We start from the raw sequence: 21,189 nt of genomic DNA on the forward strand, positions 1-21,189 counted from the left end.
CGCGTGGCGGCCCGGTCGGACGCCGGGCGCGGGGCCGCGTCCCGACGCGACGCGTCGCACTCGGTAAAGTTGCTGCATGTCCACCCCAGCGCACGCCGACGAGCCCCGGAGGGAACCGGGGAGCTCGCGCGCTGACGGTCGGGCCCGCTCCTTCCCCGTTCCCTCGCCCCCCGGGGGCCACCCGCTGCGCATCGACCCCGACGCCCGCCAGGCCCCGACGCCCGCTCCGCTGCCCGTCGTGGAGGAGGAGTCCGCCGGCGGTCTGGTGATCGAGGTGGACGACGGACGGCCCCACGCCGCCGTCATCGCGCGGCGCAACCGCGGTGGACGCCTCGAGTGGTGCCTGCCGAAGGGCCATCTCGAGGGGACGGAGACCCCGGCGCAGGCCGCCGTGCGCGAGATCGCGGAGGAGACGGGGATCGACGGCGCGGTCCAGGTCCCGCTCGGCGTCATCGACTACTGGTTCACCGGGTCCGACCGTCGCGTGCACAAGGTGGTCCACCACTTCCTGCTCCGCGCGACCGGCGGGTACCTGACCGTCGAGGGCGACCCCGACGGCGAGGCCGAGGACGTCGCCTGGATCGCCGTGGACGACCTCGCGGCCCGTCTCGCGTACCCGAACGAGCGCCGCATCGCGCTCGTCGCGCAGAACGTCCTCGCGGGTCGTCCGACCAGGTTGCGCACCACGGTCGAGAGTAGGGTGACCCGGACGATCGTCCGCCTGCCCGGCCCACGGAGCTTCCCCGACCCCTCATGACGTCCACCGCCTCGCGCGGCGTGCGCGCCACCCGCGCGTCGACGCCGGTCCGCTCCGCCACGTCCGCGTGGCCCGTGGTGCTCCGGTTCCTGACCGCGGTCCTCCTCGGTGGTCTCGCCCTGCTCCCCACGGGCGGGCCCGCGCTGGCCGACCCCGCGGCGTCGGGCGCGCTGGGCAGCGCCACGGACGAGCCGGGCGTCACCGTGCAGCTCCTCACCCTGAGCCCCGGCGTGCTCACGCCCGACGACACGCTCGACCTGACGGTGCGCGTGACCAACGCGGGGACCGCGGCCGTCGCGGCGCCCGCGGCGTTCCTCGGCGTCGACCGCCGCTCGCTCGACACACGCTCGTCTCTCGACGGCTGGGTGGAGGCCGGCGTCGTCGGCCGGACCGGGTACCGGGTCGCGGACGAGTCCCTCGACCCGATCGCCCCGGGCGACTCGGTCGACGTCCCCCTCTCCGTCCCCGCGGACCGGCTGGGGATCGTCGCGGGCAGCGACTGGGGCCCGCGCGGGATCGTCGTCGTCGTGACCGACGCCGGGTCCCGCGTCGCCGCGACCAGGACGTTCGTGGTCGGTGCCCCGCCGGGCGACGTCGAGCCGCTGCGGCTGAGCGTCCTGGCGGCCGTCACCGGCCCGGCCGTGGACCCGGACGCCCAGACGTACGACGACGCGTTGGCCGCGGCGACCGCGGAGTCCGGCCGCCTCGGGAGGCTCCTCGCCGCGACCGGGACGACGACGCAGGTGGGCTGGGCCGTCGATCCTGCCCTGGTCGCCGCCGCCGCAGCGTCGGCCGACCCTGCGGTCGAGGACTGGGCCGCGTCCCTGGACGCGGCGACCGCCGACCGCACGACGTTCGCCCTCGAGGCGTACGACCCGGACCTGGCGGCGTACGCGCGCGCCGGTGCAGACCTTCCCCGCGGGACGCCCCTGCCCGGCTCGGACCCCGAGCCAGCGGCGTCGGACGCGCAGGGCACGCCACCGGAGTGGCGCACGGACCTCGCCTGGCCCGCCGACCCCGTCCCGGACGTGGAGACGACGACGCTCGCCGCGTCGTCGGGCGCCACGGCCGTCGTCGTGGGCGGGGGCGGGCTCGCGCCCGACGACGCGCTGACCTACACCCCTACCGGGCTCGCCCGGGTCTCGACGACGGCCGGCGAGGTGACGGCCCTCGTCGCGGACCCGACCGTCACGAGCCTCGTCGCCGCAGGGGACGACCTCGCCACGTCGCAGCGTCTGCTCGCGGAGACCGCGGTCGTGGCGCGCGAACGACCCGCGGAGACCCGGTACGTGCTCGCCGCGCTGGACCGGACCTGGGAGCCCGACCCCGCCGCGCTCTCCGCGAAGCTGGACGTCCTCGGCGACGCGCCGTGGGTCGAGGTCGCGCCCGTGTCCGAGATGCTGTCCGCGCCCGTCCCCGCGGTCGACCGCGCGGCCTTGCCCGACGTCGCCACCGCGGAGACCGAGATGCCCGCCGCCGAGCTCGGCGAGCTCGGCGAGTCCCGCGCGGAGCTCGCCGAGTTCGCGAGCGTCGCCGTCGAGCCGGCCGCCCTCACCAGACCCCTCGAGCCGCGGTTCGTGACCCCGACCTCGGTGGCCTACCGCGCCGATCCCGAGAACCGCACGCGTGCGGTCCAGGACGTGCAGCGTGCGGTCGCGACCACGACGGGCAAGATCTCGTTGCAGCTGGGATCGACCATCACGTTCATCGCCGAGTCGGAGAACCTGCCCGTCCAGGTGTACAACCAGCTCCCGGAGGACGTCGTCGTGCAGGTCGTGCTCCGCCCGGACGGGCAGCAGCTCCAGGTGACGCAACGTCCTACCGCGTCCGTCCCCGCGGGCGAGGAGGTCACCGTCCCCGTGCCCGTCGAGGCGTTCGGCAGCGGCAACGTCACCGTGGCGGTCGAGCTCGTGAGCGCGGCGGACCCGCAGGTGCGGGTCGCGGACCCGCAGGATCTCGTCGTGCGCGTGCGTGCCGACTGGGAGTCCGTGGGCACCGTGGTCGTCGCCGGGCTGCTCGCCGTCGGGCTGCTCGCCGGGATCTGGCGCACCGTCCGGCGCGGCCGCTCACCGCGCCGCACCGCGGGGACCGAGGAGGAGTCGTGACGCCGAGCGCTCCCCGCCACGCGCGGTCCTCCGGTGCCGGTCGGCGTGCTCGCACCGGCGCGCCGCCGTCGAGCGAGGGCACGATCGCGGGCGATCCCGCCGCCGCCGGCCCGCCCGACGACGTCGCCGAGGGTGACGTGCCACCACCGCCCCCCACGGCCTCGTCCTCGGGCGGCCTCGGCCGCTCGTCCGCGCTCATGGCCTCCGGGACGTTCGTCTCGCGTGCCCTCGGGCTCGTGCGCAACGTCCTGCTCGTCGCGGCGATCGGGACGACCGGTCTCGTCGCCGACGCGTTCGACATCGCGAACAAGATCCCCAACGTGCTCTTCGCGATCCTCGCGGGCGGGGTGCTCAACGCCGTCCTCGTCCCGCAGATCGTGCGCGCCTACCGTGCGCGCAACACGCAGGAGCGCCTCGACAAGCTCCTCACCCTCTCCGGCGTCACCCTGCTCGCGATCTCCGCGCTCCTCACCGCGGGGGCGAGCATCCTGGTCGCCATCATGTCCGGTCCCGGCTGGACGTCCCCGCAGACGGCGCTCGCCGTCGCGTTCGCGTTCTGGTGCACCCCGCAGCTCTTCTTCTACGGCCTGTACACGCTGCTCGGGCAGGTCCTGAACGCGCGCGGGCAGTTCGGCCCGTTCATGTGGGCGCCGGCGCTGAACAACGTCGTGTCGATCATCGGGTTCGGCGCCTTCATCGCCGTCTACGGCCCCTACGCGATCGGCAGCACCGACGACCTCGCGCAGTGGGACGCCGCCAAGATCGCCCTCCTCGCCGGCACGGCGACTCTCGGTGTCGCCTCCCAGGCGCTCATCCTCGTCGTCCCGCTGTGGCGGTCCGGCTTCCGCTGGCACGCGCGGCTCGGTGTGCACGGGATCGGGCTGCGGTCCGCGGGGCAGGTCGCGCTGTGGACCTTCGCCGCCGTCATCCTCGAACAGGTGGGCGTGCTCTTCACGACACGCTTCGCGTCCGAGGCGCCACGGGCCGCCCTCGCCGCCACGTTCGGCGCCGGCGCGGGCGACGCCGCCGGGCAGGGCGTGGCGACCGGGCTGGTGACCGCCGTGCCCGGCGCGTTCACGGACACCCTCACCGTCGCCGGCAACGCGGCCTACACGCAGGCCCTCATGATCTACCTCCTCCCCCACTCCCTCGTCACCGTCTCGATCGCGACCGCCCTGTTCACGGGGATGAGCGCGGCGGCGCACGCGGGCGACGTCGCGCGCGTGCGGTACGACCTGTCGCGAGGTGTGCGGACGGTCGGGGTCTTCACCGTCCTCGCCACCGCCGTCCTCGTCGTCCTCGCCCTCCCGATCACCAAGCTGCTGGTCCCGACCGTCACCGCCGCCTCGGGCCAGGCGGTGGCGCAGGTCCTCGTCGCCATGGCGTTCGGACTGGTGCCGCTCGGCGGCATGGTGCTCATGAAGTGGGTGTACTACGCGTTCGAGGACGGCCGGACGGTCTTCTGGATCCAGGTCCCGGGCACGGTCGTGCTCGTCGGCGTGTCGTGGCTGGCCACGCGGACGCTCGATCCGCACTGGTGGGTCGTCGGCGTCGCGGCGGCGATGAGCCTGTCCAACATCGTCGCGGTCGCGCTCCGCACCGCCGGGCTGCGGCGCACCCTGCGCGGGCTGGACGGTCCCCGGATCGTGCGCATGCACGTCAAGGCGATCCTCGCAGCGCTCGCCAGCGCGGGGGCCGGGTGGGGAGTGCTCCAGGTCTTCGCCCAGGTCCTGGGCTCGATCTACGGCCTGTCCTGGTGGGAGGCGGCCGTGGTCGTCGCCGTCGCCGGGATCGTGATGGTCACGGTCTACGTCGTCCTGCTCAGGCTCCTGCGGGTCCGCGAGCTCGACGAGCTGGCCGCCCCGATCGTGGGCAGGGCGCGGCGGCTGCTGAGGCGATGAGCAGCCGATGACCGCACCGGAGCACCTGGTGGCCCGTCCGGCCGCGTCGTCGCGATACCGGCAATCCGGTCCCGCGTACCATGTGGTGGTGCTGCCCAACACACCCGCGGAGGAGGTCCGGTGAACGGCGTGGCCCCTGGAACCGTTCTCGTCGCGCGCTACCGCCTGGACGCGCCCGCCCCGTCCGATCTCGCGGATGTCTCTGCGTGGACCGCGCACGACCAGATCCTGGACCGCGACGTCCGGGTCTCGCTCGTCGCCGGCCCGCGCGTCGCCGAGGCGCTCGACTCCGCGCGCCGCGCGGCGCTCGTGTCCGACCAGCGCCTCACCCGCGTGCTGGACGTCGGTACCGAGGACGACGTGGCGTACGTCGTGACCGAGCCCTTCACGGGCCTGACCCTCAGCGAGGTCGTCGCGGGCGGCATCGTCGACCCGCAGCAGGCGCGCGCCCTGGTCGGCGAGGCGGCGTCGGCCCTCGAGACGGCGCGACGCCGCGGCGTCCACCACCTCGCGCTGCGCCCCGACTGCGTGCGGATCGACGGCAGCCGCGTCGTCGTGACGGGGCTCGGGATCGACGCCGGGATCGCCGGCCAGGACCAGGGCGATCCCGTGCGCACGTCGCGCGCCGACGCGGTGGGCCTCGTCTCGCTCCTGTACTACGCGATGACCGCGCGGTGGCCCGGGCCGGCACTCGACGTCCCCTGGATCCAGGACGCGGTGGTCCACCCCCTGCCTGCGCAGCGCGACGACGACGGCACCGTCCGGTTGTCGAGCGTGCGCTACGACGTCCCGCAGGACCTCGACACGCTCTGCGCCCAGACGTTCCGGACCGTCGCGGGGGACGGCGAGGACTGGACACGTGACCTGTCGGGCGAGGGTCCCGCCCAGCCCGCCGACGTCGTGGCGGCGCTCGAGCCCTGGGGAGAGGTGTCCGTCGTCGCGGCGATCCCGGACTTCGTCCCGGCCGGCTCGCCGGGCGTCAGCCGCCAGTCGGTCCGCAGCGTGTTCGACGGCGGCGCGTCCTCTCCCCCCGGCACCCCACCCCCCGCGGCCCCGGTACGACGCCCGAGCACGGGCCGCATCCGCCGCGTGAGCTCGGTCCCCGTGGCGGCGGGCGCCGGTGCGGCGGCGGCCACCGCGACGGCCCCGACGGCGCCCGCACCCTACGCGGCGGCGGCGTACGCGCCGCCTCCTGCTCCCGGTGAGACCGCAGCCCTCGACGTCGGGCAGTCGGCACCCACGGCGCCCGACGGGTCGGCCGTCGGGCCGCCCCCTCCTGCGCCGCCACCCCGACGTGGCCCGCGGAGGTTCAACGCCACCCCCTTCGTGATCGTCCTGGTGCTGGGCCTCGTCGGGTTCGGGGTCTACTGGGCGACGAACACGGCGTTCGAGGGGTTCGAGCCGCCTCTGCAGTCCGAGGGACGCAGCACCGCGGGCACCGACGAGGACGCGCCGGCCCCCGACGGCGAGGACACCGGTTCGACGGGCGACGAGGAACCCGCGGAGCCCGAGCCGGCACCGGAGGTCCGCCCCGTCATCGCGCAAGGCACCGCTCTCGATCCGGAGGGCGACGCGCTCGACCCCAGCAACGAGGGCGAGCACCCCGAGGCGGTCCAGCGTGCGTACGACGGTCAGCCGGAGACGTTCTGGTTCACCCGCAAGTACACCTCTCCGCAGTTCGGCGGCCTGCGCGACAAGGGCGTGGGCTACGCGATCTCGCTCGAGGAGAAGGCACCGGTCACCACCGTCGTCCTCGACACGGCGGTCTCCGGAGGCAACGTCGAGATCCGAGCCAGCGACGTGGACGACCCGACGTCGGGCAAGGTGCTCGCGTCCGGACCGCTCAGCCCCGGCGTGGAGTTCGAGCTCCCTGCGGGCACGGAGACCGCCTCGCTCGTGCTCTGGTTCACCGAGCTGCCGCAGAACGCCGCCGGGGAGAACCGCGTCGAGCTGAACGAGATCCTGCTGTCCTGATACGTCGGTGCACGGCAGAACCCGTCATGGAACAGAAGTCTGGCCCTCGGCGTTGACGACGAGGCGTGAGCAGACCACGCGAGAACGAACCACCGAGGAGCAGCACGTGACCCAGCAGCCAGCCGTCCACAACCTGATCATCATCGGGTCCGGCCCCGCCGGGTACACGGCGGCCGTGTACGCGGCGCGCGCCGGGCTCGAGCCCGTCGTGCTCGCCGGATCGGTGACCGCCGGCGGTGCGCTCATGAACACCACCGACGTCGAGAACTTCCCCGGCTTCCCGGAGGGCGTCCTCGGGCCCGACCTCATGGAGAGCATGCGTGCCCAGGCGGTCCGCTTCGGCGCCCGGGTCGAGTGGGACGACGCGGAGTCGGTCGATCTGGTCGGTCCGGTCAAGACCGTGGTCACCGGCGGGGGCGAGACCTACCGGGCGCGCGCGATCATCCTCGCGACCGGGTCTGCCTACCGAGAGCTGGGCCTCGAGGACGAGAAGCGGCTCTCCGGCCGCGGCGTGTCGTGGTGCGCCACGTGTGACGGGTTCTTCTTCCGTGACCAGCACATCGCCGTCGTCGGTGGCGGGGACTCCGCCATGGAGGAGGCCACGTTCCTCACCCGTTTCGCGTCGAAGGTCACGATCGTCCACCGTCGAGCCGAGCTCCGCGCCTCGAAGATCATGGCCGACCGTGCGCTGAACGACCCGAAGATCGATTTCGCCTGGAACAGCGAGGTCACCGCGATCCAGGGTGACAAGAAGGTCGAGGGCGTCACGCTGCGGGACACCGTGACCGGCGAGTCGAGCGTGCTGGACGCGACCGGCATCTTCGTCGCGATCGGGCACGATCCGCGCACCGACCTCGTCGCCGGGCAGGTCGAGCTCGACGACGAGGGCTACATCAGGGTGATCGGTCGATCGACGGCCACGAACGTGGAAGGCGTGTTCGCCTGCGGTGACGCCGTGGACCACACCTATCGACAGGCGATCACGGCGGCAGGGTCCGGTTGCGCAGCGGCCCTCGACGCGCAGCGGTTCCTCACCGAGCTCGCGGACCTCACGGAGGACGCCGAGGGTCTCCCCCGCCTGGCCGGCACCCCCGAGGTCCCCAACCCCGACGAGCTCCCCGAGGCGCTCGCCGAGATCAACTCCTGATCCCGCTCCCGACCCACCCCCTACCGGAGGTCACCATGCCGACCGTTCCTGTCACCGATGCGACGTTCCGCGCCGAGGTCCTCGAGGCCGAGGTCCCCGTGCTCGTCGACTTCTGGGCCACCTGGTGCGGCCCGTGCCGCCAGGTCGCGCCGATCCTGGAGGAGCTCGCCGAGGAGTACGAGGGCAAGATCAAGATCACGAAGCTCGACACCGACGCGAACCCGGAGACGACCGCTGCCTACGGCATCGTCTCGATCCCCACGCTCAACGTCTACGTCGGGGGCGAGCTGCAGAAGTCGATCATCGGCGCGCGGCCCAAGCGGGCGCTGACCGAGGAGATCGACACCGTCCTCGGGTCGACCGTCTGAGTCGGATGTGAGGCGGACGTGACTCGGGTGTGAGTCCCGGTCACGACCGGCCGCCGGAGGGCGAGCAACCATCGGTTGCTCGCCCTTCGGTGTCTTCACGATTCCCACCGACACCGCGTGCGAGACTGTTCGGCGTGAACGACTCGACGCCCGATACATCGTCCTCCACCGGGACTCGACTCGACCCGTGGTTCGGCGCGTACGCGGAGCGTGCGCACGGGATGCGGGCTTCCGAGATCCGGGCACTGTTCGCCGTGGCGAACAGGCCCGAGGTCGTCTCGCTCGCAGGCGGGATGCCGTTCCTCGACGGCCTGCCTCTCGAGACCATCTCCGAGACGATGGCTCGGCTCATCGCGACGAAGGGCACCAGCGCCCTGCAGTACGGCTCGGGCCAGGGCCACGAGGAGCTGCGGGAGCGGATCCTCGACGTCGTCCGGCTCGAGGGGATCGAGTGCCATCCTGACGACGTGGTCGTCACGACCGGGTCGCAGCAGGCGTTGGACCTGGTCACGCGCATCTTCATCGATCCCGGTGACGTCGTCGTCGCGGAGGCTCCGAGCTACGTCGGAGCCCTCGGGGTCTTCCGCTCGTACCAGGCCGAGGTGGTCCACGTCCCGCTGGACGAGCACGGACTGGTGCCCGAGGCGCTCGAGACGACTCTCGCCGACCTCGCCCGTACCGGTCGGCGGGTCAAGCTCCTCTACACGGTGCCGAACTTCCACAACCCGGCGGGGGTCACCCTCAGCGCGGAGCGGCGGCCCCGCGTCCTCGAGATCGCCCGCCGCTACGGGGTGCTCGTCATCGAGGACAACCCGTACGGACTGCTCGGCTTCGACGGACAGACGCTCCCCGCCCTCCGCTCGCTCGACGACGACGGCGTCCTGTACCTCGGGTCGTTCTCGAAGACCTTCGCGCCCGGACTCCGGGTCGGGTGGGTCATCGCACCCCATGCCGTCCGCGAGAAGCTCGTCCTCGCGAGCGAGTCCGCGATCCTGTGTCCGTCGAACGCGTCGCAGATGGCGATCTCGTCCTACCTGGACACGTGTGACTGGAAGGCGCAGATCAAGCAGTTCCGTGAGCTGTACCGAGAACGTCGCGACGCGATGATCGGCGCGCTCGCCGAGCACCTGCCGGCTGCGAGCTGGACCGTACCCGACGGCGGCTTCTACACCTGGGTGCGGCTGCCGCCCGGGCTCGACGCGCGATCCATGCTGCCGCGTGCGGTGACCGCGCGAGTCGCCTACGTGCCGGGCACGGCCTTCTACGCCGACGGCACGGGCTCCGACCATGTCCGGCTGTCCTTCTGCTACCCGACGCCCGACCGCATCCGGGAGGGCGTGCGACGACTGTCAGGTGTGGTCAACAGCGAGCGCGAGCTGGTCGAGATCTTCGGTACGGACTCTGAGCTCGATCCTGACCTCACCGACGTCGAGAACCCGGGTCCCGACCTCGCGTGACACCTGCGTCGCCCGCACCGCACCGCCGACACCGACGCCACGGATCCGAACAGGAGTCTCACAGCATCGTGGAGAACAGCATCGACCATGCCAACCCGACGGGGTCCACTCCCCCGGTCTCGCCGGGCCCCGGCTCCGCCCGACAGGACGACGAGGACCTGCACCGTGCCGGTGGCGGTGGCGGCCGCGTCGTCATCCTCGCCGGCGGGCTCTCCCACGAACGAGACGTCTCCCTGAGGTCCGGTCGCCGGGTCGCGGAGAGTCTGCGGTCGACCGGCCTGGAAGTCGACCTGCACGACCTCGACGCCGACCTGCTCCCCTTCCTCGACCAGGTACGGCCCGACGTCGTCTGGCCCCTGCTGCACGGCGCGAGCGGCGAGGACGGTTCTGTCCGCGATGTTCTGGGGCTCCTCGGGCTCGACTACGTGGGGACCGGTCCGCGAGAGTGCCGCGCGGCCTGGAGCAAGCCGGTGGCGAAGGCGACCGTCATCGGTGCCGGGCTCCGGACGCCGGAGTACGTGACGTTGCCTCAGAGCCTCTTCCGCGAGCTCGGGGCGCAGCCCGTTCTCGACGCCGTGCTCGCGCGGCTGAGCCTCCCCCTCGTCGTCAAGCCGACCCACGGGGGGTCTGCCCTCGGCGTCACCCTGGTCCGTCGCGCCGACCAGCTGCCTCGTGCGATGGTCGACTGCTTCGCCTACGGCGACGTGGCGCTGATCGAGGAGGCGGTCGAGGGGACCGAGCTCGCGGTGAGCGTCGTCGACACCGGCGACGGACCCGTCGCACTCCCGCCCGTCGAGATCGTCACAGAGGGCCCCTACGACTACGACGCCCGGTACAACCCCGGCCGCACCGAGTACTTCGCTCCCGCGCGGATCGATCCTGCCGTCCTGGACCGGGTGCGGGACGCCGCCGTGACCGCGCACCGCTCGCTCGGCCTCCGCGCGCTCTCTCGTACCGACGTGATCCTCGAGAAGGACGGCACGATCCAGTTCCTCGAGGTCAACGTCGCTCCCGGGATGACCGAGACCTCGCTGTTCCCGCAGGCCGCTCGCGCCGGCGGATATGACCTCGCGAGCCTCTACCGGGCCATCGCCCTCGGGCCTCGCCACCGCTGACTCCTGGCGACGACGCCGGTGTTTCACGTGAAACAGGCGTGTGGGCCAGCGCGAGCGAGGGCCGGTCACACGCCCGGGCCAAGGACCCGACCCGGTGCTGCCGACCATCTGACGTGTGACCGGCGGGCCTGGTGGAGAACCAGGGCCGGGCATCTGGCGGCAGTGTCGGGCGTGCGAGATCATCGTTTCACGTGAAACACGGCAACGAGGCGGTGTGTCCCGAGAGCAACGCTCCCGAGGCCCAAGCGCCAGCCTCGCCAGCCGCCGCTACTCCGAGTCGTCGTGGTCCGACACCGACCAGACGCCACGACTCGGCGGGGACCTGCCTCCACATGACTGATCCCCGGTGCTCCCACTACGGGGTTCACCGGGGATCTGTCGCTGCTGTCAGCGTCGCAGGAGCCCAGGGTCCTGTGGCGCCATCAGGTCCAAGATCCTGTTGAGGTCCTCGACGGACGCGAACTCCACCGTCAGGCGCCCCTTGTTCTTCCCGAGATCGACCTTGACGCGCGTCTCGAACCGATCGGACAGACGCGTCGCCAGCTCATCGATGGCTGCGGACCGCTGGCCGGCGCGCGGCGTGCGAGGCGCTCGCTCCTCACGCTCCCCCATCGCCACGATCTCCTCCGTCGCGCGAACAGACAGCCCTTCCGCGACGATGCGTTGCGCCAACCGCTCGATCTCCGCCCCGTCGGTGAGGCCCAGCAGCGCTCGCGCGTGGCCAGCCGACAGCACCCCCGCGGCGACGCGGCGCTGGACCAGTGGAGGCAGACGCAGCAGTCGGAGCGTGTTCGAGATCTGCGGTCGGCTGCGCGAGATCCGCGTAGCCAGCTCGTCGTGCGTACATCCGAAGTCGTCGAGCAGCTGTCGGTACGCCGCTGCCTCCTCGAGAGGGTTGAGCGCGCTGCGGTGCAGGTTCTCCAACAGCGCGTCGCGCAGCAGGTCCGAGTCGTCGGTCTCCCGGATGATCGCCGGGATCGAAGCAAGCCCCGCCGCTTGGGTCGCGCGCCATCTCCGCTCGCCCATGATGAGCTCGAAGAAGCCCGGGTCGCCGTCGACGGGGCGCACGACGATCGGCTGCAGGACTCCGATCTCGCTGATCGATCCGACGAGCTCGTCGAGCTCAGTCTCGTCGAAGACGGTGCGCGGCTGCTTGGGGTTGGGGCGGATCGCCGATACCAGCACCTCGGCGAAGCGAGCACCCGGCACCGGAACGAGATCGTCGGCACCGCCGCCGGTCCACTCCACCGACGACGAGTCGTCCGCCGGGACGTCGTCGGCGACGTGCGCGTCGCCCGGTGTTTCACGTGAAACACCCGGAGCCACCGGAGTGGCATCCGCTCCCGTCGCGGACAGCCCGTCACCGGACGAGTCACCCACCGAGATGGTCGGACCGGCGTGCGAATCCTTCCCCGCCACCGCCCCGTCGTCGCCCGCCGTGCCGAGCTCCCCGTGATCGAGGTCCTCGAGCTGAGCGATCGTGACGGTCGCGAAGCTGGTCACGTCCGTGGAGCCATCCGTCTCTACGGAGACGACACCGGGTCCTTCGAGGTCACCGCCGCCGGTGACGTCCGTCGCGGTCTCCGCTGTGCTCTCAGGTTCGGACTCGGCATCCTTGCCCGTCTCCACGCCCTGGGAACTGGGAAAGAACACGTCGACCGGGCGTGCACCTTCCGAACTGGTGGGGATCAAAGCTCCCAGACCACGGCCGAGACCCCGCCTCTTCTCGCTCATCCCTGCTCCTCCTGACCAACGACAGGCTGCTCAGCCATGTCTGCATACCCTGCTCGAGGTGCGTCTGCCGCAACGAGGTGGCCGACCATGATGCTGGACGACCCCTCAGCGCGGTCGTCGTTCATGTCGCGGACGTCATCTGCGGGGACAACCGTCGATGACGGCGTGCCGCCGTGATCTCCTCGCTCGTCAGGCGCGTCAGACGCCACGTTGCTGCCCCGTTCCGCAAGCTCCCTCGCAGCTTCGAGGTAGGCGAGCGCGCCGCTCGACCCGGCGTCGTACGTCATGACGGTCTGCCCGTAGCTCGGCGCCTCCGACACCCGCACCGACCGTGGCACCGTGGTGCGCAGGGTCTGGTCAGGGAAGTGCTCGCGAACCTCGGCGGCCACCTGCTGGGCGAGATTGGTCCGCCCGTCGTACATCGTCAGGAGGATGGACGAGACGTGCAGGCTCGGGTTCAGATGCGACTTGATGAGTTCGATCGTCTTGAGGAGCTGGCTCAGACCCTCGAGCGCGTAGTACTCGCACTGGATCGGGATCAGCACCTCCCGTCCCACCACGAAGGCGTTCACGGTCAGCAACCCCAGGCTCGGTGGGCAGTCGACGAGGACGTAGTCGATGGGGTCCTCACCACGCGCGGCCCGTGCAGCGAAGTAGTCGTCGAGCGCGCGCCGCAGGCGTGTTTCACGTGAAACCAAGGACACCAGCTCGATCTCCGCACCGGACAGATCGATCGTCGCGGGAACGCACCAGAGAGTCGGGATGTCCGGGCAACGCTGCACAGCAGACTCGAGGGGATCACCGTCCACCAGCACCTCGTAGACGGACGGGGTGCCGGCGCGGTGCTCCACACCCAGAGCAGTCGACGCATTGCCCTGCGGGTCGTTGTCGATAACCAGGACGTTGAGCCCGGCTTGGGCCAGACCGGCCGCGATGTTGACCGTCGTCGTGGTCTTGCCCACGCCACCCTTCTGGTTCGCGACCGTGATCACCCGCGTCGTCTCGGGACGCGGGAACCGACGACCGTGCAGCTCGATGCGGCGGCGCGCGTCGACAGCCAGCTGGGCTGCCAACGGCGTCGAGTCATCCGTCTCGGGGAGACTCGCCATGAGTGCAGCCCGTCGCTCGTCGTCGGGCGACGGATCACTCACGACAGCCTGCTCCGGCACCGCGCTCTCTCCTGCTCCAGCGTCGTCGATCGCCGCGCCATCCGTCACGCCCGTCCTCATCTCCTTCTCGTCCTCCACCGTCGATGTCGCCACGTTCTCGGAGTCACTGCGACGACGACCCCACGGCATCGCCCGCATCCAGCGCATCACCGGTTCAGCGTGACTTAGTCTGCCGCACGATGCGGACCACCGTCGTACTCTCCGCGCCAGGAAGAGTGACCGCATCCAGTACCTCGGGATCGGAACCGCCGAGCCGCCGGAGGACCTTCCTCGCGGGTTCGATCTCTCGGGCCACGTTGCGGCCCTTGAGGACGACCATCTCTCCGCCGGGGCGCAGCAGGGGAAGCGAGATTCTCACCAGCTTGTCCAGTCCGGCGACCGCCCGCGACGTCACGGCGTCGCACTCGAACGCACCGTGAAACTCCTCAGCGCGTCCCCGCTTGATCTCGACGTTCGTGAGTCCGAGGTGCGCGCTGATGGTCGTCAGCCACTCGCACCGGCGCTCCATCGGCTCGACGAGATAGACGGTCGCGGACGGACGCATCGCCGCGACCACGATGCCCGGCAGGCCGGCGCCCGAGCCGAGGTCCCCGATCAGCCCCTCGTCCGGGAGGAACGGAACCACCGCTGCGGAGTTGAGGATGTGCCGGTCCCAGATGCGTGGGACCTCGCGGGGCCCGATGAGCCCACGCACGCCGCCCTGCGTCTCCAGCTGCTGGGCGAACTCCGCGATGATCGGATAGGCACTCCCGAAGTACTCGACGAGTGCCGCTTCGTCGACCGATGACACCTCGAAGCCGTCAACAGCGTGCGCCGGTCCCGGCGTTCCCCCACTCACGGACTTCGCGCTCATATCTCCTCCACCTCGTCGTCGACGACCCATCGTTTCACGTGAAACGTCGTCTGACGTGACGCCGTGCGGGGTTCCACGCACTCCGTACGTTCGATCAGCACCGCAAGAGAAAGCGCCCCCTGCTCTGACGAGCAGGGGGCGCCGTTCCGGAGCAGCTAGTCCGCGGCCAGCACGACGACATAGCGCCGCGGCTCCACACCCTCGGAGTCGCTTCGCAGTCCTGCTGCGGCAACGACGTCGTGCACGACCTTCCGCTCGAAAGCGTTCAGCGGATCCATCGCGACTCGTCCTTCGCCACCCTGCACCCGCGCCACGACGTCCTCCGCCAGCACGGTCAGCTCGCGACGTCGTCGGGCGCGGTAACCCGCGACGTCGAGCATCAGCCGGCTCCGCTCGCCGGTCTTCTGCTGCACCGCCAGGCGGGTGAGCTCCTGCAGGGCGTCGAGCACATCGCCGTCCGTGCCGACGAGCGCGGAGAGGTCCTCGTCGTCCTCGGCCACCACCGAGACGGCGGCACGGTCGTGCTCGACGTCGATGTCGATGTCACCACCGAGGTCGGCGATGTCCAGAAGCTCCTCGAGATAGTCGGCAGCGATCTCGCCCTCTTCCTCGAGACGCCGGGTCAGGTCGGTGCCCGTGACGGTGTCCGAGGACCCCTCGCGAGGGACAGATGTTTCGGTCGACGGCATCAGGTGCTCCTTCAGGGCGCCGATGGCGCCACACGTCTACTTCTTCTTGGGCTTCTTCGTCGCGCCGCTGCTCTGACGCGGTTGCTGACGGGGTTCCTTCTCGGTCGGGGCCGGCGAGTCCTCGATCGCCTTCTCCTTCGAGGATCCGGGTGACTCGTTCCCGGCGTCCGAACGCGCCTGCTGCGGGGTCTGCGGGGGTCGGGGTGCCACCGCGCCCTTCTGGCGGTCCTTGCGCTTGGGCTGCTGGCGCTGGCCCTTGGGCTGCTCGATCACAGGCACCTCGTCCTCGACGATGCCCTTCGCGGCGCGCTTCTTGGCCTGTCGCTCCTTCAGCATCCGCTCGGCCTCCGAACCCGGAGCCGGCATGCGACGGATCGTGTAGAACTGCTGCCCCATGGACCAGAGGTTCGTCGTGGTCCAGTAGATCAGCACGCCGACGGGGAAGTTCACGCCGGACACCGCGAAGATGAACGGGAAGACGTAGAGCATCATCTTCTGCGTCGATGCCATCGGTCCCTCGAGGGCGGACTTGGGCATGTTCTTCATCGTCAGCTGGCGCTGGGTGAAGAACGTCGTCGCGCACATCGCCACGATCAGCACGGCGATGACGAGCCTCGTCTGCAGGTCATCGGTCTGCAGGAACACGTCCGAGAGCCGAGCTCCGAACACCGAGGACTGCTCGATGTCGCTCGCGACCGATGCATCGATCGGCCCGATGGGATCGTTCTGCCCGCTCGAGATGGGGACGAGCCCGTTCAGGACGCGGAAGAGCGCGAAGAAGATCGGCGACTGCAGCAGGATCGGCAGGCACGACGCGAACGGGTTCGTCCCGTGCTTCTTGTAGAGCGCCATCGTCTCGCGGCTCATCGCCTCACGGGACGCGGGGTCGGACTTCCCCTTGTACTTCTTCTGGATCGCCTGCATCTCCGGTTGCAGCATCTGCATGCCTCGAGAGGCCTTGATCTGCTTGAAGAACAGCGGGATCAGGATGATGCGCATGATCACCGTGAGGCCGACGATCGACAACACCCAGGCCGGACCTGGTCCGTCGGAGAAGCCGAGGAACTCGAGCCCTTGATGGCACAGGTACATGATCCAGGCAACGACCCACTCGATGGGGTAGAGGATCGCAAAGAGGTTCATGCGCTGGTGCTCCCGGGGATTCTGGCGGCGTTCGTGGGTCGCCCATCGCTGGGCTGCGGACTAGTGCGGGTGGCGTGCGGACGGGACGTCGTCGACCCCACCGAGGCTCCAGGGGTTGCACCTCAACAACCGCCAGAGTGCGAGGCCCGTACCCCGCAGCGCACCATGCCGTCGCACCGCCGTGAGAGCGTACTGCGAACAGGACGGGTAGTACTTGCATGTCGGCCCGGTCATCGGCGAGATGACCGACTGGTACGCACGAATCATCCCGACGAGTGCGAGAACCGGGACCTTCCGGACGAAACCCATCACCTGGGACAGGCGTCGAGTCGAGCCCACCTCAGGTACTGCCTCCGCGGGCTCGCGCACCTGCCTCGCGTTCTCGGGACGCACCAGCGGTTCAGTACTCACGACTGCGCGCTCCCCCGTCGTTCCCACCGTGAGATCGCGCGCTCCAGACCTCGGTCCAGGTCACCGCTGAGCTCGTCGTAGGTCGAGTCCGCGGCAGGGACGAGCGCGCGCACCACCGTCCGGCTGTGCGCGGGCAGGTCGGCCAGACGGGACCCGGCGGCGGCACGGAGCCTTCGCTTGACGAGGTTGCGCTGCACGGCGTTTCCGACGGCTCTGGACACGACGAAGCCGACCAGTGGTGTCACGTCCCCCCGGATGTCCTCGGAGAGATGGACGACCATGGTCGGCCTGCCTGCGCGCACACCACCACGCACCGCCCGCTCGAAGTCAACGGAACGGCGCATTCGGTGCGCCGCAGGTAGCACGCGTCGTCAGGCTGCGAGCTCGGAGCGACCCTTGCGACGGCGGGACGCAAGAATCGCGCGGCCGGCGCGGGTGCGCATCCGCAGCCGGAAGCCATGGGTCTTCGCCCGGCGTCGGGTGTTCGGCTGGAAGGTCCGCTTGCTCACGAGGTACTCCAAGAACGGGTCGGAAGGGTCATCGCCGCTGATCTCGACGATGTGACGGGTTCCGGTGGATCCCGCCGATGCTACTGGTGCAGTTCGTGGACGGTCCGTCCTCACGAACGAGCGCACGCGGGCGCGTCAAGAGCACCTGAACGGCTGTACGACGTTACGCTCCGCACGGCCTCCAGGTCAAACCCGATCACTCGTGCGGTGAGCAGAGGATAGTCAACCCACAGCCTGTGGACAACTGTGTGGACAAGCCGACTCCATGGCACGATCGTCTGCAGCAGCACCACCCGGAGAACTACTGCGTCCTGGACGGCTTCCGCGGGCCGTCCGTCTCGCGCCCCCGCGCGCGGGTCACGGCGTGATGGTCCTCGACGACGCCCGCCGCGACCTCAGAGGACAGAACGTGCCCAACCCCGACGAGAACATCGCAGACGTCTGGGCACAGACCCTCAGCATCCTCGAGGCCGATCCCGACACGACCTCCCGCCAGATGGCCTTCATCCGCCTGGCGAAGCCGCTGGCCATCCTCGACGACACGGTCTTCATCGCCGTGCCCCACGAGCAGACGCGGCGCTACCTGGAGACCGGTGTGCGGACCGAGCTGGTCACCGCGATCTCGTCCTACCTGGGTCGCGACGTGCGCTTCGGGATCACGGTGGACCCCGAGCTGAGCTCCGAGCCGGTCACCGCGCCGGCCTCGAGACCGGCGGTAGCACGTCCTCCCTATCCCGAGCTGGACGACGACGACGAGCTCCCCGAGCTCCCCGCCCCCACCCAGGTCCGACCTCAGGCGGAGCCCAGCAGGCTCAACCCGAAGTACATCTTCGAGACGTTCGTGATCGGGTCCTCCAACCGTTTTGCCCACGCCGCTGCGGTCGCCGTCGCCGAGGCTCCCGCGAAGGCGTACAACCCGCTCTTCATCTACGGCGACTCCGGGCTCGGCAAGACCCACCTGCTCCATGCGATCGGGCACTACGCCCACAACCTGTATCCCCACGTGCGGGTCCGCTACGTGAACTCCGAGGAGTTCACCAACGACTTCATCAACTCGATCGGTGAGGGCAAGGCAGGGGCGTTCCAGCGCAGGTACCGGGACGTCGACGTCCTCCTCATCGACGACATCCAGTTCCTGCAGGGCAAGGAACAGACGATGGAGGAGTTCTTCCACACCTTCAACGCGCTGCACAACGCGAACAAGCAGGTGGTGATCACCTCGGACCTTCCACCGAAGCAGCTCAACGGCTTCGAGGACCGGCTCCGTTCGCGGTTCGAGTGGGGCCTGATCACCGACGTCCAGCCGCCCGACCTCGAGACCCGGATCGCGATCCTGCGCAAGAAGGCCAGCAACGAACGGCTCAATGCTCCGGACGACGTCCTGTCCTACATCGGTTCGCGCATCTCCACGAACATCCGCGAGCTCGAGGGCGCTCTCATCCGCGTCACCGCCTTCGCCAACCTCAACCGGCAGCAGGTGGACCTGCCCCTGGCCGAGATCGTGCTCAAGGACCTGATCACCGACGACGACTCCGCCGAGATCACCCCCGCCTCGATCATCGCGCAGACCGCGGCGTACTTCGGCCTGACCATCGACGACCTCTGCGGCAGCTCGCGGTCCCGCGTGCTCGTGACCGCACGACAGATCGCCATGTACCTCTGCCGAGAGCTGACCGACCTCTCCCTGCCCAAGATCGGTCAGCAGTTCGGCGGCCGCGACCACACCACGGTCATGCACGCGAACCGCAAGATCACCGAGCAGATGGCTGAACGACGGTCGACCTACAACCAGGTCACGGAGCTCACGAGCCGCATCAAGCAGCAGCACAGAGGCTGACGCCACTCCCGGGTCGACGGACGCCGCAACAAGACGCCGCACGGACCTATGCTGTCCGCACCTGTGCACAACCTTGTGGACAATTGCCCGCACCGCGCCTCGCGGCCCCCAGATCTGTCGTCCGACGCTTCCGTACACAACGTGTGGACCGACTTGTCCACAGGCGTCCACAGGCAGCACGCGGACTCGGGAGCGGCCGTCCCGCAACGATCACAGTCGCCATCTGTCCTGGACAATCGTCCGATTCCCGCCGGTTCGCTGGTGTTATCCCCCGTGTTCCTGTGGACGCAGGACCCGCGAACCTCACCCTCCGAGCGCACCGACCGTCGGCCCTGTGCGCACACCTGTGGATAACTGTGGACGACTCCACCCAGAGTGTGGACAACCACCCACATCGCGGTGGACAACGTGTGGGCGAAGAGGCCTCACCCACAGGCTCCGCGAGTTACCCACATTGGGTCCCCCACCTCTTCCACAAGCAAGAATGTCCTCTGACCTGCACATCAACCTGATCTCCACGGATTCCACAGCTGCGACGACGACGACGAACCATCTCTCTCACGGGGAAATCCACACGCCTTCATCAGGCTCCGAGCCGCTTCCTCACGCGCCCCCTCGTCAGGAGCACGCCCCGATGCACGGTGCCGAGAACGTCTGCCTTCTACGGTTTCTCCCGACACCGTCCTCGCGTAGGGTTCATGCACGACAGGTCGTCTGACACGCCCGCACCAGCACCGCACGTACCGGACCGCCCTCGCGCTCGGTGCGAGGTGGCAGCACGGACGGACCGCACGGACCCGTCCGCTCGGCGCGCTGGCGTGGAACATGTGAAGATCGAGTCCGATCCTGGATGTGGGACGAGAGGGTGTGGGATGAAGTTCCGGGTTGAGCGTGATGTCCTGGCCGACGCGGTGACCTGGACGGCACGGACCCTGCCGACGCGACCTCCGGCCCCGGTCCTCGCGGGCGTCCGCATCGAGGCGGACGCGACCGGCACGATCGGTCTCTCGAGCTTCGACTACGAGGTCTCGGCCCGCTCCGAGATCCCTGCCGAGGTCAGCGAGCCCGGGACGGTCCTCGTGTCCGGACGGCTGCTCGCCGAGATCTCGCGCGCGCTGCCCGCCAAGCCGGTCGACGTCGTCCTCGAGGGCAGCAAGGTCACCGTCACCTGCGGGGCGAGCAGGTTCACGCTCCTGACGATGCCGGTCGAGGAGTACCCCGCGCTCCCGCCCATGCCCGAGCTCTCGGGCACCTGCTCCGGCGACGAGTTCACGCACGCCGTCGCGCAGGTGACCGTCGCGGCGAGCCGTGACGACACGCTGCCTCTCCTGACCGGTGTCCGGGTCGAGATCGACGGTGAGCGCATCACCCTGCTCGCCACCGACCGGTACCGGCTCGCGCTGCGTGAGATGACGTGGACCCCGGTCACACCGAGCTTCTCCGCGATCGCGCTCGTGCGGGCCCGCACGCTGAACGACGTCGCCAAGTCGCTCGGCGGCTCCGGCCTCGTGAACGTCGGTCTGAACACCGGGTCGGGCGTCGACCTGATCGGCTTCGAGGCCGGCGGCCGCCACACCACGTCGCAGCTCGTCGACGGCGACTACCCGGCCGTGCGCCGGCTCTTCCCGGACGAGACCCCGATCCACGCGGTGGTCCCCACGGCGCCGCTGATCGAGGCGGCGAAGCGCGTCGCGCTCGTCGCCGAGCGCAACACCCCGATCCGCCTCTCGTTCACCGAGGGACAGGTCGTGCTCGACGCCGGGCAGGGCGACGACGCGCAGGCCTCGGAGGCGCTCGAGGCCGTCCTCGTCGGCGAGGACATCTCGGTCGCGTTCAACCCCCAGTTCCTGCTGGACGGTCTGGGCGCACTGGGTACCGACTTCGTGCGGCTCGGGTTCACGCACCCCAACAAGCCCGTGGAGTTCACGGGTCAGGGTTCGCTCGACGGCGACGCCTCCTCCGCCTACCGCTACCTGCTCGTCCCCATCCGGTTCGCGGGTTGACGAGCACACCCGCCCAC

At 70.3% G+C, this 21,189-nt stretch carries 18 protein-coding genes; 10 read left to right on the forward strand and 8 right to left on the reverse strand.

From position 1 onward, the window contains the following. The first annotated feature begins 76 nt into the window (after positions 1-76). The 8 genes from IF651_RS12980 to IF651_RS13015 all read left to right on the forward strand — a co-directional run bounded on the left by IF651_RS12980 (position 77) and on the right by IF651_RS13015 (position 10,824). Positions 77-757, forward strand: coding sequence for an NUDIX hydrolase (locus IF651_RS12980; RefSeq protein WP_191829558.1), 681 nt, complete (start codon positions 77-79; stop codon positions 755-757). After that, on the forward strand, positions 754-2,862 hold the full coding sequence (locus IF651_RS12985; protein WP_191829559.1) for a DUF6049 family protein: 2,109 nt from the start codon (positions 754-756) through the stop codon (positions 2,860-2,862). The genes IF651_RS12980 and IF651_RS12985 overlap by 4 nt, the downstream gene beginning before the upstream one ends. Continuing rightward, positions 2,859-4,763, forward strand: coding sequence for a murein biosynthesis integral membrane protein MurJ (murJ, locus tag IF651_RS12990; protein ID WP_338403950.1), 1,905 nt, complete (start codon positions 2,859-2,861; stop codon positions 4,761-4,763). Before IF651_RS12985 ends, murJ begins: the two co-directional genes overlap by 4 nt. Before the next feature lie 120 nt (positions 4,764-4,883). After that, positions 4,884-6,737 carry a protein kinase family protein gene (locus IF651_RS12995; protein WP_191829560.1) on the forward strand — a complete coding sequence of 618 codons (1,854 nt, stop codon included), beginning with the start codon at positions 4,884-4,886 and terminating at the stop codon, positions 6,735-6,737. Positions 6,738-6,843: 106 nt separating this feature from the next. Continuing rightward, positions 6,844-7,884 carry a thioredoxin-disulfide reductase gene (trxB, locus tag IF651_RS13000; protein WP_191829561.1) on the forward strand — a complete coding sequence of 347 codons (1,041 nt, stop codon included), beginning with the start codon at positions 6,844-6,846 and terminating at the stop codon, positions 7,882-7,884. A gap of 35 nt (positions 7,885-7,919) precedes the next feature. Next, a complete protein-coding gene (trxA, locus tag IF651_RS13005; protein ID WP_191829562.1) occupies positions 7,920-8,252 on the forward strand; it encodes a thioredoxin in 333 nt (110 codons plus the stop codon). Positions 8,253-8,473: 221 nt separating this feature from the next. Next, a complete protein-coding gene (locus IF651_RS13010) occupies positions 8,474-9,709 on the forward strand; it encodes an aminotransferase-like domain-containing protein (RefSeq protein WP_191829640.1) in 1,236 nt (411 codons plus the stop codon). Between the two features lie 158 nt (positions 9,710-9,867). Then, positions 9,868-10,824, forward strand: coding sequence for a D-alanine--D-alanine ligase family protein (locus IF651_RS13015; protein WP_191829641.1), 957 nt, complete (start codon positions 9,868-9,870; stop codon positions 10,822-10,824). 387 nt (positions 10,825-11,211) lie between these two features. Here IF651_RS13015 and IF651_RS13020 read toward each other — a convergent pair whose 3' ends face one another. From IF651_RS13020 to rpmH, 8 genes are all read right to left on the reverse strand, one after another. Next, positions 11,212-12,558, reverse strand: a complete 1,347-nt coding sequence (locus IF651_RS13020) for a ParB/RepB/Spo0J family partition protein (protein ID WP_191829563.1) — start codon at positions 12,556-12,558, stop codon at positions 11,212-11,214. After that, a complete protein-coding gene (locus tag IF651_RS13025) occupies positions 12,555-13,874 on the reverse strand; it encodes a ParA family protein (RefSeq protein ID WP_277818640.1) in 1,320 nt (439 codons plus the stop codon). The genes IF651_RS13020 and IF651_RS13025 overlap by 4 nt, the downstream gene beginning before the upstream one ends. Positions 13,875-13,881: 7 nt before the next feature. Beyond that, positions 13,882-14,580, reverse strand: a complete 699-nt coding sequence (rsmG, locus tag IF651_RS13030) for a 16S rRNA (guanine(527)-N(7))-methyltransferase RsmG (protein WP_191829564.1) — start codon at positions 14,578-14,580, stop codon at positions 13,882-13,884. Between the two features lie 155 nt (positions 14,581-14,735). Beyond that, the gene (locus IF651_RS13035; protein WP_191829565.1) at positions 14,736-15,269 is read right to left on the reverse strand and encodes a Jag family protein; all 534 of its coding nucleotides are present in this window, start codon (positions 15,267-15,269) and stop codon (positions 14,736-14,738) included. Between the two features lie 36 nt (positions 15,270-15,305). After that, on the reverse strand, positions 15,306-16,412 hold the full coding sequence (yidC, locus tag IF651_RS13040) for a membrane protein insertase YidC (RefSeq protein WP_191829566.1): 1,107 nt from the start codon (positions 16,410-16,412) through the stop codon (positions 15,306-15,308). A 60-nt stretch (positions 16,413-16,472) separates the two neighbouring features. Continuing rightward, a complete protein-coding gene (gene yidD, locus IF651_RS13045) occupies positions 16,473-16,721 on the reverse strand; it encodes a membrane protein insertion efficiency factor YidD (protein ID WP_191829642.1) in 249 nt (82 codons plus the stop codon). Positions 16,722-16,819: 98 nt separating this feature from the next. Further along, positions 16,820-17,188: a ribonuclease P protein component gene (gene rnpA, locus IF651_RS13050; RefSeq protein ID WP_191829567.1), complete on the reverse strand. Its 369-nt coding sequence runs from the start codon at positions 17,186-17,188 to the stop codon at positions 16,820-16,822. A gap of 6 nt (positions 17,189-17,194) precedes the next feature. Further along, on the reverse strand, positions 17,195-17,332 hold the full coding sequence (rpmH, locus tag IF651_RS13055) for a 50S ribosomal protein L34 (protein ID WP_191829568.1): 138 nt from the start codon (positions 17,330-17,332) through the stop codon (positions 17,195-17,197). Between the two features lie 409 nt (positions 17,333-17,741). On the opposite strand from rpmH, the gene dnaA reads away from it, so the two are divergent. Together dnaA and dnaN are read left to right on the forward strand one after the other, a co-directional pair. After that, entirely contained in the window at positions 17,742-19,169 is a 1,428-nt protein-coding gene (gene dnaA, locus IF651_RS13060) for a chromosomal replication initiator protein DnaA (RefSeq protein ID WP_338403952.1), read from the forward strand. 872 nt (positions 19,170-20,041) lie between these two features. Then, complete coding sequence (dnaN, locus tag IF651_RS13065; RefSeq protein WP_191829569.1) at positions 20,042-21,172, forward strand: DNA polymerase III subunit beta; 1,131 nt, start codon at positions 20,042-20,044, stop codon at positions 21,170-21,172. Positions 21,173-21,189: the final 17 nt, after the last annotated feature.

Origin of the sequence: Cellulosimicrobium arenosum, assembly GCF_014837295.1 — a bacterium.
GTDB lineage: Bacteria > Actinomycetota > Actinomycetes > Actinomycetales > Cellulomonadaceae > Cellulosimicrobium > Cellulosimicrobium arenosum.

Bases quoted from the DNA above. Each gene is read 5' to 3' on its own strand.
- rsmG (WP_191829564.1), bottom strand. From the start codon at position 14,580: ATGAGCGCGAAGTCCGTGAGTGGGGGAACGCCGGGACCGGCGCACGCT.
- IF651_RS13020 (WP_191829563.1), bottom strand. From the start codon at position 12,558: ATGAGCGAGAAGAGGCGGGGTCTCGGCCGTGGTCTGGGAGCTTTGATC.
- IF651_RS12985 (WP_191829559.1), top strand. From the start codon at position 754: ATGACGTCCACCGCCTCGCGCGGCGTGCGCGCCACCCGCGCGTCGACG.
- IF651_RS13035 (WP_191829565.1), bottom strand. From the start codon at position 15,269: ATGCCGTCGACCGAAACATCTGTCCCTCGCGAGGGGTCCTCGGACACC.
- yidD (WP_191829642.1), bottom strand. From the start codon at position 16,721: ATGGGTTTCGTCCGGAAGGTCCCGGTTCTCGCACTCGTCGGGATGATT.
- trxA (WP_191829562.1), top strand. From the start codon at position 7,920: ATGCCGACCGTTCCTGTCACCGATGCGACGTTCCGCGCCGAGGTCCTC.
- dnaN (WP_191829569.1), top strand. From the start codon at position 20,042: ATGAAGTTCCGGGTTGAGCGTGATGTCCTGGCCGACGCGGTGACCTGG.
- IF651_RS13010 (WP_191829640.1), top strand. From the start codon at position 8,474: ATGCGGGCTTCCGAGATCCGGGCACTGTTCGCCGTGGCGAACAGGCCC.
- IF651_RS13025 (WP_277818640.1), bottom strand. From the start codon at position 13,874: ATGCGCTGGATGCGGGCGATGCCGTGGGGTCGTCGTCGCAGTGACTCC.
- IF651_RS12980 (WP_191829558.1), top strand. From the start codon at position 77: ATGTCCACCCCAGCGCACGCCGACGAGCCCCGGAGGGAACCGGGGAGC.
- yidC (WP_191829566.1), bottom strand. From the start codon at position 16,412: ATGAACCTCTTTGCGATCCTCTACCCCATCGAGTGGGTCGTTGCCTGG.